This window comes from Streptosporangium sp. NPDC006930 (genome assembly GCF_040635605.1).
In the GTDB taxonomy this organism is placed as follows: domain Bacteria; phylum Actinomycetota; class Actinomycetes; order Streptosporangiales; family Streptosporangiaceae; genus Streptosporangium.
In genome coordinates this window covers 17699-32327 of the sequence record NZ_JBEYID010000007.1, presented here as the reverse complement: position 1 = coordinate 32327, position 14629 = coordinate 17699, and the positions used below count along the sequence as shown (strand labels likewise).

Sequence of the window (14629 nt, the reverse complement as noted above, 5' to 3'; positions counted from 1 at the left end):
ACGTTCCGCACGCGCCCCGGGCCGACCCGGGGGGTGACCACTCGCCGTGCCGGATCACGTACCGATGATCCGCGACGATACGGCGCGCGCGGAGATCGGGACTAGCCGATGACGTTGTCCACGTAGCACCAGCGCCAGTCCTCGCCCGGCTCGAACGAGGCCATGACCGGGTCGGAGGTCTCCCGGAAGTGGGCGCTGGCGTGCTTGTTGGGCGAGGAGTCGCAGCAGCCGATGTGCCCGCAGGACAGGCACTTGCGCAGGTGGACCCAGCGACTGCCCATCGCCAGGCATTCCTCGCATCCCTGGGGCGTGCGCGGCGGCGGGTCCTGGGCTTTCATGATGTGCTCACAGGTCGGCATGGTCTCCCCCTCGCTCATGTGGCTACCGGTCGATCGTACGGCCAGTTCGATGTCGCGGATCCGGGGCCTCCCCGCGTCCCGGCTCCGCGGTCTTCCCGTGTCTGATTCCGCGTCTGATTCCGGGGCCTTCCCGCGTCCCGCTTCGGCGCGCGGATTCGGCGGGTAACGAGCCGGTACGGCGGCGCCTGCCGTGGCGGCCCGTTGGGTAGGGTCGGGACATGCGACCCCTTCCGCGACGAATTCCCGTCCTCGCCGCCTCCGTGCTGGCCGCAGTCCTCGTCACCACCGGCTGCTCGGAGCTCCAGGAGGTTAGCCAGGGCATCGACAAGGCGCAGGAGTGCGTGCAGGCCACCGGCATCGTCACCGAGACCGTCGCCAAGGTCTCCGGGCTGCTCAACGACCCCGCCGCGATGGAGCAGGCACTGAACGAGGGCGGCGCCAAGCTGGGCGACCTCGCCGACAAGGCGGCCAACACCTCGCTGAAGGAGGCCGCAGAGGGTGTCTCCAACACCCTGGAGGGCATCAACGTCACCGACGCCAACAGCGCCGTCGACGCCGCCCAGAAGGTGGCCACCGACTCGGCACGCTGGGTTCAGCAGCTGACCAACGCCTGCGGATAGTCCTCGCCGCCTGAGTGTAGAGGTCACCCGCCGCCGGAGCCTTCGTCCCGATGGCCGGACGGATGAGACCCGGAGGTGCCGGAGCGCACCTCCGGAAATCCCGGGTTCTCTAGGGGGAATGGGGCTGAAATAGCGTCATTCCTATGAAGACCCAGGAAAGTTCATGAACTCTCCGGACAACGAGCCGGATCCCCGGTTCACCCTCGCCAACGAACGTACGTACCTGACCTGGTTGAGTACGTCGCTCGCGCTGAGCGCGGGTGGCGTGGCGATGGCCGCCGTCTCCGCCGACGTCTTCGTCCCGTGGATGCGCACCCTGCTCGCCGTGATCCTGGTGTCGCTCTCGGCCCTGGCGGCCGCGATGGCCTACCCTCGCTGGCGCCGCGTCCAGAACGCGCTGCGCAGCTCCGCCCCGCTCCCGCCCCCGGCCCTCGCGCCCCTGTTCGGATACGGTGTGGCGGCGGTCGCCGTCCTCGCCCTCATCCTCATCCTGCTGTCCAGGTGATCCCGCGGTGAACAGGCTCTGGGACGAAGGACTGCAGAACGAGCGGACTCGTCTCGCCTGGGTCCGCACCACCGCGGTGCTGGCCGTCACCAGCCTGGCCGGCGCGGGTGTCGCCCTGCGCGAGGGAACGCCCGTCCTCGCCGTCGTCCCCTTCGTCCCCGCGGTGTTCTGCGCCGTCCTGTTGCTGACCCACACGGGCGTCCGCTACCGGCGCACCCAGGAGGCCCTGCACGGGGGCCACCCCCTCGACAACCGGGCCGACGCCCTCATCGTCTGGATCGGCACCCTCGCCGCCGTGGCCGGGGCCGTCGTCTTCGTGCTGGGAACCTTCGGAAGGTAGAGGGCGGGGAGCGGCTCGAAGGGCTCGAAAAGGGTGACGCCCGGGGCATGGGGCCCCATGCCCCGGGCGTCAGGAGAGTTGTCCCTTCCCCTGGAAACTCTCCTGGGTCAGTACCAGTTGCTCGACCGGAAGTGACCCCACGCGCCGCACGGTGACCCGTAGCGGCTCTTGATGTATCGCAGACCCCAGTGGATCTGCGTGGCCGGGTTGTGGCGCCAGTCCTTGCCACTGCCGGCCATCTTGCCCGCGGGCAGCGCCTGCGGGATGCCGTACGCACCGGATGAGCGGTTGTACGCGCGGTGGTTCCAGTTGCTCTCCCTGGTCCAGAGACTGTCCAGGCAGCGGAACTGGCTGTGCGGCCATGCTCGGCGGGACACCAGACGATAGGCGATCGTCTTGTTCCTGCCCTTGGCGGTTCTCGCGACCGCTTTCACCGTTGGCTTCACCTGGGTTGCCCAGGTGAGCCTGTGCACCGTCCTCACCGTCCCTTTCCTGGACGTCTCGGAGGTGCTTTCAGCCTTCCCCGTCGCCGATGGGCCGACCATCGTCGATGCTGCCAGAACGGTCGCGACGGTGTTGCGCAGAACGCGGTAGCTGTTCACGTGGATCCTTGTCCTCGGGCCGCGTGCGGAAGGCGAGGAAGTGACACGGAGTGTCCTGCCTCATCCGACGATCCGGCGTCCGTGGCTCGGACGGGGACGTCCGCGCGGTCTCTCCGGCCTGTTTCCGGCATGAGACGCCGCGGCGATCTCTCTAGGCGGCTTTCTATTACGTGAGAGAGCGTCGAACGGTGGATAGGGACACGCGAAGGGGAGGTGTTTGCCCGATCTTCGTGATTTACGGGTGATTCGAGGAAGGGCCGGTTACGACCGGCGAATCACTCATGCCGGGAGACGGGGTGAAAATCACCCTGCCATGGGGTTTCAGAGCACCGATTCCTGATCAGTACCAGCCCCGCGCCACGGAGTGGTTCCAGGCCTGGCACGGCGAGCCGTAGCGCTGCTTGATGTAGCCGAGTCCCCACTTGATCTGCGTCCTGGGGTTGGTGCGCCAGTCGCGTCCCGCGGTGGCCATCTTGCCTGCGGGCAGCGCCTGCGGGATGCCGTACGCGCCCGACGAGCGGTTGAGCGCGCGGTGGTTCCAGCCGCTCTCCTTGGTCCAGAGCTTGCGAAGGCAGGTGAACTGGCTCTTGTTCCAGCCGTGCGCGGACACCAGCGGCTTGGCGACGGCCTGGTTGCCCGCTCGTGCCGAGGACGCCTGGGCGACCGTGGTGGTGGTGCCGAGGGCGAGCACGGAGGTGATCACCAGCACACCGGTACGGCGTAGCGTCGACATGGGACTCCCTTGTGCGTTGGGTACGGGGAACGGCCGACACGATGCCCCGCTATTCGGCGGCGGGCCAGTCGACAGTGCCTGTCAGGAGTCCTGTCAAAGATCGGTAAGAGAATGATCAAAGCCTTGGTGAGGCGGGCGCCGTCTCAGCTGTGGCCTCAGTCACATTTCACTTTATGGACGGCATAACTCTCAAATGTGACAGGGAGATTAGGCTGCGACTCATGGGAATCCGTGATATCGCCATCGACACTCTTGCCGACACGCCCACCACTCTGGCCGAGCTGGCCGGAGACAGGGCCGTTCTCGTGGTGAACGTCGCCTCCAGGTGCGGCCTCACCCCTCAGTACGCCGGTCTCGTCGACCTGCAGCGGACCTACGGCGAGCGGGGCTTCACCGTCGTCGGAGTGCCGTGCAACCAGTTCTACGGTCAGGAGCCGGGCACCGCCGAGGAGATCCAGGAGTTCTGCTCCACCACCTACGGCGTCGACTTCCCGCTGCTGGCCAAGACCGAGGTCAACGGTGACGGCAGGCACCCCCTCTACGACGTGCTCACCGCCACCCCCGACGCCGAGGGCAAGGCCGGTGACGTCGAGTGGAACTTCGAGAAGTTTCTCGTCGCCAGGGACGGGGAGGTGCTGGCCAGGTTCCGGCCCAAGGTCCAGCCCGACGACCCCGCCGTCATCGCGGCGATCGAGAAGTCCCTCTAGCCGCGCAGCTGCCCCTCACGATCAGCTCGGTGGGCAGCACCACACCCCGCGGCCTCCTGGTGCCGCCGCGCAGCACCAGCTCGGCGGCGCGGTAGCCGATGTCCCTGGCGGGCTGAGCGATCACCGTCAGCGGTGGTGAGCACAGCTCCGCCCAGGGCACGTCGTCGAACATGATCAGGGACAGGTCCCTGGGGATGCGCAGGTCCAGCTCCCGCGCCGCCAGCACGGCCGCCTCACCCAGCAGGTTGCCCCCGGCCAGCACGGCGGTCAGGTCCGGCCGGTGCTGGAAGAGCCCGGCCGCGGCGGCGTACGCGGAGTCGCGGCTGCCCCGGGCGACGACGATGAGGTCCTCGTCGACGAGAGGGCCCAGCGCCTGCCTGAAGGCCGACAGGCGCTGCTGCTGTCCCGGGCCGCCCAGATAGGCGATGCGCCGGTGCCCCAGCCCCGTCAGGTAGTCGACCGCGGTCCTGACTCCCGCGCGGTCGTCGGCCACCACCGCGGGGATGTCGTCGCGCCCGGACGAGAGCCGGTGCGCGAACACCGTGATCACCCCCGCTCGCAGGGTCGGCGCCCAGCCGTCGCCGTCGCCGGAGGGGATCGCGATCACCCGGTCCACCCCCTGCTCCAGCAGCATGCCGATCAGCTCGGCCTCGCGCTCCGGGTCGTCCCCGGTCGCGCCCACGATCACCGGCTCACCCGCCGAACGCGCGCAGGCGAGCACGCCGTCGGCCACGCGGCCGTAGAAGGTGTCGGTGATGTCGGGCAGCAGCAGTCCGATGCCGCCCGAGCGCCGCTGGCGCAGGTTGCGCCCGAGCGCGCTGGGCCGGTAGTCGAGCTGGGCCGCGACGGTCAGCACCCGCTCCCTGGTCTCCGGGCTGGCCGACCCGCCGGACAGCACCCGCGACACCGTGGCGACCCCCACGCCGGCCGCCCCGGCGACATCCTTGATCGTCGTACGACGCATGTTCATGGAAACGATTCCATCATATTTTCCGTGTTCGTTCCAGCGCGGAGCGAGAACGACTGCCGTGCTGACAGGCCAGAACCGGGCAAACCCTTGACAGGGTTATCCGTTTCCGGTGAGATGCATGAAAACGTATCCAATATCGGGTGAACGCGGGGTTGGCCCGAGGCGACAAGGACATCCATGGCATCCATCGTTCTCAGCAAAGTCGACAAGATCTACGCGGGCGGCGTCAAAGCAGTGAACGGCCTTGATCTTGAGATCAAGGACGGGGAGTTCATGGTGCTGGTGGGGCCGTCCGGATGTGGCAAGTCCACCGCCCTGCGGATGATCGCCGGCCTTGAGGACATCAGCGGCGGCGAGATCGCGATCGGCGACCGGGTGGTCAACCACCTGCCCCCGAAGGACCGTGACATCGCCATGGTCTTCCAGAACTACGCGCTCTACCCGCACATGACCGTCGAGGAGAACCTCGCCTTCGGTCTGAAGCTCCGCAAGATGCCCAAGGCGGAGATCTCCAAGCGCGTCGGCGAGGCCGCCAAGATGCTCGGCCTCGACCAGTACCTCAAGCGCAAGCCCGCCGCCCTCTCCGGTGGTCAGCGCCAGCGTGTCGCCATGGGCCGCGCCATCGTGCGCGAGCCGCAGGCCTTCCTCATGGACGAGCCGCTGTCCAACCTGGACGCCAAGCTCCGTGTCTCCATGCGGGCCTCCCTCAACACCCTGCACGAGCGCCTGGGCGTGACGACCGTCTACGTCACCCACGACCAGGTCGAGGCGATGACCCTCGGCGACCGCGTCTGCGTGCTGCGCGACGGCCTGCTCCAGCAGGTCGACACCCCGCAGAACCTCTTCGACAAGCCGGTCAACCTGTTCGTCGCGGGCTTCATGGGCTCGCCGTCGATGAACTTCGTCAACGCCGAGCTGGTGCGCGGTGACGGCGGCCTCGCCGTCGCGTTCGCGGGCTTCAGGCTGCCGGTGCCGAACGAGACCGTCACCGAGAAGCGCGGCCTCGAGCAGTACGTCGGCAAGAAGATCATCCTGGGCATCCGCCCCTCCGACTTCGACGACTCGGTCGCCGCCAACGCCTCCTCCTCCGGATGGGTCCGCCTGCCGGTCCGCGCCGAGGTCACCGAGGAGCTGGGCTCCGAGATCAACGTGCTGTTCCTCATCGACGCCCCGCCGGTCCAGCACCAGGACACCGTGGCGGCCGCCGCCGACGACGGCGACGAGGACTCGGCGCTGCCGCTGGTGGGCGACAAGTCGCTGTGGACCGCCCGCGTCAACTCCCGCAGCCACGTCCGTCCCGGCCAGAACATCGAGCTGATCGTCGACACCCACAACCTGCACTTCTTCGACCCGGTCTCGGGTCTGGCGATCGGCCACGAGGCCAACGTCCGCGTCTGATCCGCCGACGGGCCACCGTCAAAGGAACCCGTCAAGGGAAAGGCCCGTCCACGACCATCACCGCAGGCCGGAAGGGCCCGCGCCACGACCCCCTCCCGTGGCGCGGGCCCTTCCGTCGTGCCGGGGCTCGCTACCGGTGGCGGCCGAAGCCGCGCGAGAGCCTGCCGACAAGGGAGACGGGGAGCACCCTGCCGAGGCCGGCGATGACCTTGTAGCGCGGGTCGGGGACGCTCACCCACACGCCGCGGGCCAGATCACGCATGGCGTCGCGGACGACGTTGTCGGCCGACAGCCAGAGGAACCCGGGGATCCCCGACTTGTCGATCGCGGCACGCTCGTGGAACTCGGTGTGCACGAACCCCGGGCACAGGGCCATGACCCGCACGCGACTCCCGGTCAGCTCGGCGGCCGTGGACTGGCTGAAGCCGACCACCCACGCCTTGGACGCGCTGTAGGAACCTCGCACGAAGAACGCCGCCACCGACGCGACATTGATCACCGCGCCCCGGTCGCGCTCCCTCATCCCCGGCAGCACCGCCAGCGTGAGCCGCAACACCGCCTCGCAGTGCAACTTGAGCATCTTGCGCTCCTCCTCCACGGGCACGTCGAGAAAATGCCCCTGGTGGCCGAAGCCGGCGTTGTTGACCAGCAGATCGACCCCCTCGTGAAGCCGCCGCTCCACCGCCTCCAGCCCTTCTTCGGTCACCAGGTCTGCGGCGAGCACCTCACTGCTCACCCCGTACCGCAGGCGTAGCTCCTCCGCGGTGGAGACGAGACGTTTCTCGTCGCGGGCGACCAGGACGAGCGAGAATCCGTCGGCGGCGAGGCGGCGGGCGAAGGCGGCACCGATGCCGGCCGTCGCCCCCGTGATCAGTGCGGTTGGCATACCTGCAGTCTAGGGACGGGTGCGGGCGACCCCGACGAGGCGACCGGCGCGGACGGAGAGTTCCTTTTGCGTTGTGTGCCCCCTGACCGCTCCCTGCCCTCGCGGGGGCGAAGAGGGAAGGTGACAGAAAGGGGCATGTGTCTTTGGCCGACATCTGTAAGAGCGGAGCAGAACGTCTCATTGCGGTACGGGATTCGGTTCGAAAATTGGTGCCCAAAACGGGCAGACCGGTAGAATATTGCTAGTTTTCGCCATGTTTCGGCCACCCCGCACATGCGATGAATATGCGCAAGGAGCCAAAAGGCCTCACTTAGCGTATTGACATAGATCAATTGACTCAAAGTTGAGCGATTGTTAGATTCCATGCGCTAGATGATCTTTTTCACAGATCGGAGCTTTTGTGTAAAATTCCTCCACCCCTCCATCGGCCTCCCACGGCCGGAACCGTTTCTTGAAAGGAGTCGCCGCCGGGCTACTGATCACCCCCCTCCTCGTAGCCACCGTCACTCCAGCGGCCTCAGCCGACCCCGCCCCCATCACGTCCCCCCAGGCCGGTTCGCCGAAAGCACCCGTTGAACTGCTGGGCGCGGCGACAGAGACCGCCCGGTACTGGAAACATCCCGACGGCCACGTGACCACGGAGATCTGGTCAAGGCCCGTTCGCGTCAAGCAGCGTGGCGATTGGGCGTGGATCGACCCCACCCTGGTCGAGCAGAACGGCGTCGTGAAGCCCAAGGTCATCAAGGGGGAGCTGTCACTTTCAACGGGAGACGGCAACGACCCGGTTACCACGTTCGCCCCGTCCCCGCAGCAGTCCCTGGCCCTGTCGTGGCCCTCCGACCTGCCCAAACCCACCCTGGACCGCAGCCGGGCCGTTTACGCCGACGCGGCCGGACCGGGCGCCGACCTGGTGGTCACCGCGCTGCCCACCGGGTTCCGCTACGACGTGCTCCTGCGAGACCGCCCAGCCAAGGCGCCCGAACTCACGATCCCGATGCAGGGCAAAGGGCTCAGCCTGCGCGAAGCGGCCGACGGCCGACTGCGACTGACCGACAAGGACGGCGCGAGCGTCGCCATCGCCGCCAAACCCACTCTGCACGCCAAGACAGCCTCGAAGACCCACGACGGCGAACGCGGCACCGTGGACGTCAAGGTACGCACCGACAACGGGCAGCAGACCCTGCTCATCAAGCCTGATCCCGGCTTCCTGGCCGATCCGGCCACCTCCTATCCGGTGACCCTCAGCTCCGCGTTCGGCATGCAACTCATCGCCGACACCGACGTCAACAGCGTCGTGGACTTCAACAACGTCGACGGCCCGTTCCTCAAGGCGGGAACCACATCCGGTGGCGAGAAGGCCCGCACATACCTGAAGTTCGACCTCTCACCACTAACAGGCCAGAACGTCAGCAATGCCACACTTTCCCTACTGAACGTCGACGGCCCCAGCTGCGGCACAAACGTGGGCGCCGGCATTCAGGTCCGCCGCGTCACCAGCGCGTGGAACCCCTTCACCATCACCTGGTCCCCCCCAGCCAACCAACACCACCGTAGGCGCGGTCACCAACACCAGCAGCGTCCGTTCGGGATCATGTAATCCCGCTCCGATGAACTGGAACATCACCGCCATCGCGAACCAATGGACCGGCGAGGCCGGCAACTACGGCCTGGTCCTCATGTCCCCCACCGAAAACAACAGCGCCAACTTCCGGGTCTTCCCCTCCTCCGAAGACACCGACTTCAACAGCCCGGTCTGCGGCTTTCGTGTGGAACGTGGGAAGGCGTGTGCCGACACGGCCCGGCCCTGTGTTGAAGGGGTGGGCGAGAGGGAGCGCACCGACCGGCGGAAACCGGGAGGTGCTGAGTACCGTCGCGGCGCGCGCCGGCGGACCGGCCCGTAGTAGCGATGAAGCTCCGGTAATCGGGGTGGAGCCAAGGGGTCGGCTCATCTGGAGATGTTCGTTCGAGCAACCGGAAGTGCTCCGGGAGGAGGCGAGTGAGCATGTCGGGTCCGGGCGGGAAGCCGTTCGACATACCCAAGCGCCTGGTGTGGAAGGCGTGGAAGCAGGTCAAGGCGAACAAGGGTGCCGCCGGGGTGGATGGGCAGTCCATCGAGGCGTTCGAAGCCGATCTGAGGGACAACCTCTACAAGATCTGGAATCGGATGTCGTCGGGGACCTACTTTCCCCCGCCGGTGAAGGCGGTGGAGATCCCCAAGCCGGGCGGGATGCGCGTGTTGGGCGTGCCGACCGTGGCGGATCGGGTGGCGCAGACAATGGCCGCGCTGGCGCTGGAGTCCCGGACCGAGTCGATCTTCCATGACGACTCGTTCGGATACCGGCCCGGACGCGGGGCACTGGGTGTGCTGGCCCGATGCCGCCGGCGCTGCTGGGAGAAGGACTGGGTCATCGACCTGGACGTCCGCAGATTCTTCGACAGCGTGCCATGGGATCTGATGATCAAGGCGGTGGAGGCCAACACCACGCACGAGCAGCGATGGATCGTGCTGTATGTGCGCCGGTGGCTGGCCGCGCCGATCCTCACCACCGAGGGCAGAGTCGCGGAACGAGAACGAGGAACCCCACAGGGGTCGGCGATTTCTCCCGTTTTGGCGAACCTGTTCATGCATTATGCGTTCGACTCCTGGCTGGAACGCGAGTTCCCGGCCGTGGAGTTCGAGCGGTTCGCTGACGACGCGGTGGTGCACTGCTCGACCGAGCGGCGGGCACGAGAAGTGCTGGCCGCGTTGGAGAAGCGCATGGAACGGGTCGGGCTGGAACTCCACCCGGCCAAGACGAAGATCGTGTACTGCAAGGACCGTAACCGCCGTCTCGATCATGAGGAGACGGCGTTCACGTTCCTGGGCTACACCTTCCGGGCCAGGAAAGCCCCGACCCGGGGCAGGACGGCGATCTTCTCGGCGTTCCTGCCCGCGGTCAGCAAGGACGCCCTCAAGAAGATGGGCGGCGAGTTGCGATCCTGGCGGATCCACCTGCGCACCACCAGCGATCTGGGAGAACTGGCCCGCTGGATGAATCCGGTCATTCGCGGCTGGATGAACTATTACGGCAGGTTCTACCGGACCGCGCTGAGCGCCTTTCTCAAGCGCGTCAACACCTACCTGGTGCGATGGGCGCGACGGAAGTTCAAACGGCTGCGGTCGTTCAAGAAGGCCCAGCGGTGGTGGACAGGGCTCCTGCAACGGCAGCCGACTTTGTTCGCACACTGGGCCTACATGACCGAGTTCTGACGGACTGGATGAGACGAGCGGAGTGACGAGAGATCGTCACGCTCCGTTCTGTGGGAGCCCGGAGGTGCGATCCCTCCGGGCCACCCGGCGCCCGAAAAAGAGTTGTGCCCCCTGACCGCTTCCTGCCCTCGCGGGGGTGAGGAGGGAAGGTGGTGTGGGGTCTCACCTGCAGTCAGGGGGCGTTGCCCCCGGTAGGGCGCGGTCAGGGGGGCTGACCAGGGAAGATTCGCGTCCTACCGGGGGAGTTTCAGTAGGTGCGCCACGGGTTCGGATGCCGTGGTCGCCACCCGTCGCGTCGGTCCTCCATGAAGAAGGCGGCCACGAGGTGCGCAGGACGGTCACGGTTATGGAGTCGGTGGCTCTCCTTGAGAGCTTCGAGGATCATGGTCTTCCCGCGACCCGCCTCCGACTCGCCAGATGTGGCGCGGGTTGGAGGTCGCTCACCTGAACGATGAGTTGGGTGGCCAGCGCCCGGGGGAGCAGGTGGGACTCGTCCAGGCCGACGGCGATCTGATGGTGAGTCTCCACCACCCGGCCGCTGTCGTCCTCGCCGTACAGGTTGGCGAGGACTCCGATCGGGGAGTAGTCGCCGACGGTGCAGACGACCGGCGCTTCTCTGCGCAGGTACGGGCAGGAGGCGAGTGCCTCGCCGACGTGTGCTTCGCACGTGGGCGGGTGAGCCGTGGGCCAGGGCGAGCGGAAGTCACCGGCCAACGCGGAGGGCAGGACCCAGCAGACGCGTCCGGTGTCGGGGGCGATGGCCGTCCTGCCGCACACGCGGCAGAGCCGTTTCAGCATGCACCGTCGTTGCCGCAGCGTGTGGACCATGTTCCAGAGGATTTTCCCCTCCCGCGCGGTGCCGCAGCGAGCCCACAGCACCCCGAACATCCACTCCTGCGGAAGCGCGTCCCGATAGGTCAGCCGGGGCACTCCTTCACCCCACTCGAAGGCGAGCGGCAGATCCAGGCTCTCCTCGGCGTACGGCGTGAGGTAGGGCTTCTCGCGCAGGGCGGCCCCCGCTGCCGCGAGGCCGGTCACTTCGCGTCCTTTGGAAGCGCTGCGAGGATCAGGTCCACGACCGCGTGAGGTTGATCGGCGTTCACCAACTGGGGCATGAGCTCTACCGGGGGCAGGGAGACCAGATAGCAGCCGGAACGCGAACCCACGGTCACCTTCGCTACCTCCCGGCCATCGAGGTCGTGCGCGACCAGGTGAGGGGTGCGCCGAGTCTGCTGACCGAGCGGCCACCGATCGCCGCTCTCGCCCAGCTTCAGGGTGACCGCGTGAACGCTGTAGGAACGAACACCCTTCTCCCTCAGCAGTCGCTGCACGACGGCGAGCGCCTTGTCATGGCGCTCCGCTGTCGCATCGGTCGTGGGTGTGCCTTGCGCTTCGGTTTCCCCTGCGGCGAATACCGATTTTTTCCGCTTGATTATCACTTGCCCTGTCCCTCCCGGCCTCCATGCTGAGCTGGCGAACAGCGGTCTTTCACCTGCGTTTTGATGGCAAAAAGTGAAAGTCGCTATGCTTATAGCAATGTGTCCGATAAGCGACGTACACGTCCTACGCCAGGGGTGGATGCCCTGTCGGATGAGACCTGTTGTGCTTACCGACTCCCTGCTTCCGCTTCATAGATTGCAGCCCGAGATGTATTTTGTGGGCAGTGTTAGAAGGGCAATCGTCCGGCGGGTTGTCGGTTCATTGTTTGACGGAAACGTGAGATGTTGTCGAATGCGATACCGGGAGGTGGGAATGCCCGCGCCACGTGATCTGGACCCAACGGCGGGAAGAAACCAGGCGTTCGGCGCTGAAGTACGGCGATTGCGTTTGGAAGCAGGTCTAACTCAGGAGGAGTTGGGGCGCCGGCTCGGATATTCATCGAGCCAGATCGGTTCGGTCGAAATCGGGAAACGCCCTCCCACAACGCAGTTCCTAACGAGATCCGAAGAGGTATTCGGGCCGGGGCTGGGGAAGCTGTGGGCCGAACTGTCGAAGTACAAGGACAGGGCGCCCAAGTGGTTCCGGCCCTGGTTGGACGAGGAGACGGAGGCGGTGTCACTCAAGACATGGCAGCCGTTGGTCGTGCCGGGACTGCTCCAAACCGAAGCGTACGCGCGAGTGCTTCTGGGGTGTGAACCCGGTTTCTGCCAAGAGCAGGTCGAGGCCCTGGTCGCGGCGCGGCTGGACCGGCAGGAGCTCCTCAACCGCACCAACCCACCGATGTATCTGGTGATCCTCGACGAAGGTGTGCTCAGTCGCCCCATCGGAGGTCCGGAAATTATGCGTGAGCAACTGAGTCACCTCGTCAAAGCCGCAGAGGCACCCCACATCACAATCCAGATCACGCCGCTTGGCGCCAACCCCGGCCTGAACGGAGCGATCGCCATCGCACAGGCGTCCGACAGACAGCGGCACACGGTCTACCTGGAAACGGTTGGCCAGCCGGTCGTATCAAGCAATTTGGATCTCATCGCTACGGCTACCATGAAGCTGGACGCCCTCAGGGCGGATGCCCTCCCTCAGGGCGCGTCGCTGGAACTCATCCGGAAGATGGTGGATAAGTGGACCTCACGGCTGAACTGAACACCGCGACCTGGCGTAAAGCGAATCGTTCCGGCACGAACGGTGGTGACTGCATCGAGGTCGCTCCGCTCTCCCAGGGGCGTGTGGCCATTCGTGACACCGAGGCTCCTGACCAGGCCCCTTATGTGGTGCGGGGTGAGGTCTGGGCGGCCTTCATTGACGGCGCCAAGAAAGGCGAGTTCGACTTCTAGCTTCCTCAAACTGAAAGACTCCCAGCTTCGTGGCCGGGGGTCTTCTTGTCGGATCGTACAGCTTGTCTGTCGTATGGCAGATACGTCAGGCATCTGGCTTGTCGTGCTGGCGCCGTAGAGCCGGTCAGGCGTTCGTGCGTGACAGGCGGTCGGGGAGGTCGGTGAGCCGTTCGATGCGGAGCACCGTCTCGTCTGCCGTCGGCGATGGTCCGCCGGTGACGAAGTCGACGCCGCGGTCCAGCCAGATGCCGGTGAGCCCGGCGAGGGCGGCTGCGTTCACATCGCTTTCCAGCATGTCGCCCACGTTGACCGCCTGCGCGGGGTCCGTCCGCATCCACCGGCAGGCGGTGACGTAGGCGACAGGCTTGGCCGCACCGAGCTCGGTCGGGGTCAGGACGGCTTCGAAGTATTCGACGAGGCCAAAGCGGGCGAGTTTGGCGCGCTGCTGCTCGGGATCCCCGTTGGTGAGGACGGCCAGACGCGGTCCTCGGGGAAGCTGTTTCAGGGTCTCCAGGCAGGGCTGGACATCGGGATAGCTCTGCCAGGACTCCTCGAATACGGTGAGGTAGCGCTCGGTGATCCAGGCGTCCAGAAGGCCGGGACTTTCAGGAACCGGCTCGCCGAGCATAGGCAGGAAGGAACGGAGCCTGCGTCGGTGGTGTTCAGCGAAGGAGCACTGACCGGCCAGGTATTCCCGCATGTGGCGTGCCTCCAGCGTCCACCACAACGTCACCAGCTCCTCCGGCGGAGCCGTCGCGTTCGGCGCGGACTGGACGATCTCGCCGATCGTTTCCAAGACCGCGCTTCGATGATCGACCAGGGTGCCGTCCAGATCGAAGAAAATCACACCTGCCATAAAATGATCATCTCGTGGTGCCGGTTCCTGACGCCAGAAGGCAGGTATCGCGATCTTCCTTTCGGAATGGTTGTCCAGTCATATCCGGGTTCGGGCTCACCGTCACGAGGGAACGCCAGCGCGTCTGGCTCGGTGACCCCGCCGGACCGAGCTGGGACCTTCCGGCGTAGGCGATCCCCCGTGAGTCAGGGGAGGCACTTCATGCCGGTGATGCCGTTGGAGATTTCCGCATCCGATCGGGACTTCACCGAGATCCCGTTGATGTCCCCGGTGTACGCGACCTCGCCCGCGCGCTCGCACAGCTGCCGTGCGGCGCTGGTGTCGTCGTCGCCGAGCGTGGTCTCCACCACGACGAGGGTGCACTGGCCCACGACGGTGACCGAGGTGACGTCAGGGCTGTTCAGGTGGTTCTTGACCGTGTCCGCGGCCTGGTCGCAGGTGGCGCCGGAGGGTTCGGGCGCCTGTGTCGTCGCGCCGGTCGGTGGCGGAGCCGGATCGTCCGCATTGCCACCGCCGCAGCCGGACAGGAGCAGCGCGCCGCCCAGCATCGTCGCCGTCAGAAGCGACTTCGTTCTTCCTGTCAACACATTGACGCCGTTCTGAAAGGTTGATGGTCGTCGAGGTTCGGC

At 66.4% G+C, this 14629-nt stretch carries 19 protein-coding genes; 10 read left to right on the top strand and 9 right to left on the bottom strand.

Translation table 11 applies throughout. The features are described 5' to 3' along the window. Nucleotides 1-101: 101 nt before the first annotated feature. Nucleotides 102-377 carry a UBP-type zinc finger domain-containing protein gene (locus ABZ664_RS14385; RefSeq protein ID WP_362508390.1) on the bottom strand — a complete coding sequence of 92 codons (276 nt, stop codon included), beginning with the start codon at nucleotides 375-377 and terminating at the stop codon, nucleotides 102-104. A 200-nt stretch (nucleotides 378-577) separates the two neighbouring features. On the opposite strand from ABZ664_RS14385, the gene ABZ664_RS14380 reads away from it, so the two are divergent. The 3 genes from ABZ664_RS14380 to ABZ664_RS14370 all read left to right on the top strand — a co-directional run bounded on the left by ABZ664_RS14380 (nucleotide 578) and on the right by ABZ664_RS14370 (nucleotide 1824). Continuing rightward, the gene (locus ABZ664_RS14380; RefSeq protein ID WP_362508387.1) at nucleotides 578-979 is read left to right on the top strand and encodes a hypothetical protein; all 402 of its coding nucleotides are present in this window, start codon (nucleotides 578-580) and stop codon (nucleotides 977-979) included. A 163-nt stretch (nucleotides 980-1142) separates the two neighbouring features. Then, entirely contained in the window at nucleotides 1143-1484 is a 342-nt protein-coding gene (locus ABZ664_RS14375) for a DUF202 domain-containing protein (protein WP_362508384.1), read from the top strand. A gap of 7 nt (nucleotides 1485-1491) precedes the next feature. Then, a complete protein-coding gene (locus ABZ664_RS14370) occupies nucleotides 1492-1824 on the top strand; it encodes a DUF202 domain-containing protein (RefSeq protein ID WP_362508381.1) in 333 nt (110 codons plus the stop codon). A 107-nt stretch (nucleotides 1825-1931) separates the two neighbouring features. On the opposite strand, the gene ABZ664_RS14365 is transcribed toward ABZ664_RS14370, so the two are convergent. Beyond that, a complete protein-coding gene (locus ABZ664_RS14365) occupies nucleotides 1932-2426 on the bottom strand; it encodes a transglycosylase SLT domain-containing protein (RefSeq protein ID WP_362508378.1) in 495 nt (164 codons plus the stop codon). A gap of 340 nt (nucleotides 2427-2766) precedes the next feature. Then, nucleotides 2767-3159 (bottom strand): transglycosylase SLT domain-containing protein, encoded by a 393-nt coding sequence (locus ABZ664_RS14360; protein WP_362508375.1) that lies wholly within the window; start codon nucleotides 3157-3159, stop codon nucleotides 2767-2769. Between the two features lie 221 nt (nucleotides 3160-3380). Between ABZ664_RS14360 and ABZ664_RS14355 the strand changes: the two genes are divergently transcribed. Beyond that, complete coding sequence (locus ABZ664_RS14355; RefSeq protein WP_362508372.1) at nucleotides 3381-3866, top strand: glutathione peroxidase; 486 nt, start codon at nucleotides 3381-3383, stop codon at nucleotides 3864-3866. On the opposite strand, the gene ABZ664_RS14350 is transcribed toward ABZ664_RS14355, so the two are convergent. Continuing rightward, the gene (locus ABZ664_RS14350; RefSeq protein WP_362508369.1) at nucleotides 3838-4836 is read right to left on the bottom strand and encodes a substrate-binding domain-containing protein; all 999 of its coding nucleotides are present in this window, start codon (nucleotides 4834-4836) and stop codon (nucleotides 3838-3840) included. The two genes, ABZ664_RS14355 and ABZ664_RS14350, sit on opposite strands and share 29 nt — an antisense overlap. Nucleotides 4837-5013: 177 nt before the next feature. Here ABZ664_RS14350 and ugpC point away from each other — a divergent pair, with 177 nt between their 5' ends. Then, on the top strand, nucleotides 5014-6234 hold the full coding sequence (gene ugpC, locus ABZ664_RS14345; protein WP_362508366.1) for a sn-glycerol-3-phosphate ABC transporter ATP-binding protein UgpC: 1221 nt from the start codon (nucleotides 5014-5016) through the stop codon (nucleotides 6232-6234). Nucleotides 6235-6364: 130 nt separating this feature from the next. Here the strand turns inward: ugpC and ABZ664_RS14340 are convergent, their stop codons facing one another. Then, nucleotides 6365-7120, bottom strand: coding sequence for an SDR family oxidoreductase (locus ABZ664_RS14340; protein ID WP_362508363.1), 756 nt, complete (start codon nucleotides 7118-7120; stop codon nucleotides 6365-6367). 451 nt (nucleotides 7121-7571) lie between these two features. On the opposite strand from ABZ664_RS14340, the gene ABZ664_RS14335 reads away from it, so the two are divergent. From ABZ664_RS14335 to ltrA, 3 genes are all read left to right on the top strand, one after another. Continuing rightward, on the top strand, nucleotides 7572-8717 hold the full coding sequence (locus tag ABZ664_RS14335; RefSeq protein WP_362508360.1) for a DNRLRE domain-containing protein: 1146 nt from the start codon (nucleotides 7572-7574) through the stop codon (nucleotides 8715-8717). 10 nt (nucleotides 8718-8727) lie between these two features. Continuing rightward, a complete protein-coding gene (locus ABZ664_RS14330) occupies nucleotides 8728-9021 on the top strand; it encodes a hypothetical protein (protein WP_362508357.1) in 294 nt (97 codons plus the stop codon). Between the two features lie 101 nt (nucleotides 9022-9122). Continuing rightward, entirely contained in the window at nucleotides 9123-10370 is a 1248-nt protein-coding gene (gene ltrA / locus ABZ664_RS14325) for a group II intron reverse transcriptase/maturase (RefSeq protein WP_362509216.1), read from the top strand. Between the two features lie 381 nt (nucleotides 10371-10751). On the opposite strand, the gene ABZ664_RS14320 is transcribed toward ltrA, so the two are convergent. Together ABZ664_RS14320 and ABZ664_RS14315 are read right to left on the bottom strand one after the other, a co-directional pair. Next, a complete protein-coding gene (locus ABZ664_RS14320; protein ID WP_362508354.1) occupies nucleotides 10752-11408 on the bottom strand; it encodes a hypothetical protein in 657 nt (218 codons plus the stop codon). Then, nucleotides 11405-11809, bottom strand: a complete 405-nt coding sequence (locus ABZ664_RS14315) for a hypothetical protein (protein WP_362508351.1) — start codon at nucleotides 11807-11809, stop codon at nucleotides 11405-11407. The genes ABZ664_RS14320 and ABZ664_RS14315 overlap by 4 nt, the downstream gene beginning before the upstream one ends. Nucleotides 11810-12122: 313 nt before the next feature. Between ABZ664_RS14315 and ABZ664_RS14310 the strand changes: the two genes are divergently transcribed. Then, complete coding sequence (locus tag ABZ664_RS14310; RefSeq protein ID WP_362508348.1) at nucleotides 12123-12953, top strand: helix-turn-helix transcriptional regulator; 831 nt, start codon at nucleotides 12123-12125, stop codon at nucleotides 12951-12953. Further along, nucleotides 12932-13144 (top strand): DUF397 domain-containing protein, encoded by a 213-nt coding sequence (locus ABZ664_RS14305; RefSeq protein ID WP_362508345.1) that lies wholly within the window; start codon nucleotides 12932-12934, stop codon nucleotides 13142-13144. The genes ABZ664_RS14310 and ABZ664_RS14305 overlap by 22 nt, the downstream gene beginning before the upstream one ends. Before the next feature lie 124 nt (nucleotides 13145-13268). Here ABZ664_RS14305 and ABZ664_RS14300 read toward each other — a convergent pair whose 3' ends face one another. Together ABZ664_RS14300 and ABZ664_RS14295 are read right to left on the bottom strand one after the other, a co-directional pair. Continuing rightward, nucleotides 13269-14000 (bottom strand): HAD family hydrolase, encoded by a 732-nt coding sequence (locus tag ABZ664_RS14300; protein WP_362508342.1) that lies wholly within the window; start codon nucleotides 13998-14000, stop codon nucleotides 13269-13271. A gap of 185 nt (nucleotides 14001-14185) precedes the next feature. Beyond that, entirely contained in the window at nucleotides 14186-14584 is a 399-nt protein-coding gene (locus ABZ664_RS14295; RefSeq protein WP_362508339.1) for a hypothetical protein, read from the bottom strand. Nucleotides 14585-14629: the final 45 nt, after the last annotated feature.

What these genes read in the sequence shown, in the direction of transcription:
- ABZ664_RS14310 (WP_362508348.1), top strand. Translation starts at nt 12,123, where the DNA reads ATGCCCGCGCCACGTGATCTGGACCCAACGGCGGGAAGAAACCAGGCG.
- ABZ664_RS14380 (WP_362508387.1), top strand. Translation starts at nt 578, where the DNA reads ATGCGACCCCTTCCGCGACGAATTCCCGTCCTCGCCGCCTCCGTGCTG.
- ABZ664_RS14340 (WP_362508363.1), bottom strand. Translation starts at nt 7,120, where the DNA reads ATGCCAACCGCACTGATCACGGGGGCGACGGCCGGCATCGGTGCCGCC.
- ABZ664_RS14355 (WP_362508372.1), top strand. Translation starts at nt 3,381, where the DNA reads ATGGGAATCCGTGATATCGCCATCGACACTCTTGCCGACACGCCCACC.
- ABZ664_RS14360 (WP_362508375.1), bottom strand. Translation starts at nt 3,159, where the DNA reads ATGTCGACGCTACGCCGTACCGGTGTGCTGGTGATCACCTCCGTGCTC.
- ugpC (WP_362508366.1), top strand. Translation starts at nt 5,014, where the DNA reads ATGGCATCCATCGTTCTCAGCAAAGTCGACAAGATCTACGCGGGCGGC.
- ABZ664_RS14375 (WP_362508384.1), top strand. Translation starts at nt 1,143, where the DNA reads ATGAACTCTCCGGACAACGAGCCGGATCCCCGGTTCACCCTCGCCAAC.
- ABZ664_RS14300 (WP_362508342.1), bottom strand. Translation starts at nt 14,000, where the DNA reads ATGGCAGGTGTGATTTTCTTCGATCTGGACGGCACCCTGGTCGATCAT.
- ABZ664_RS14350 (WP_362508369.1), bottom strand. Translation starts at nt 4,836, where the DNA reads ATGAACATGCGTCGTACGACGATCAAGGATGTCGCCGGGGCGGCCGGC.
- ABZ664_RS14330 (WP_362508357.1), top strand. Translation starts at nt 8,728, where the DNA reads ATGAACTGGAACATCACCGCCATCGCGAACCAATGGACCGGCGAGGCC.
- ltrA (WP_362509216.1), top strand. Translation starts at nt 9,123, where the DNA reads ATGTCGGGTCCGGGCGGGAAGCCGTTCGACATACCCAAGCGCCTGGTG.
- ABZ664_RS14385 (WP_362508390.1), bottom strand. Translation starts at nt 377, where the DNA reads ATGAGCGAGGGGGAGACCATGCCGACCTGTGAGCACATCATGAAAGCC.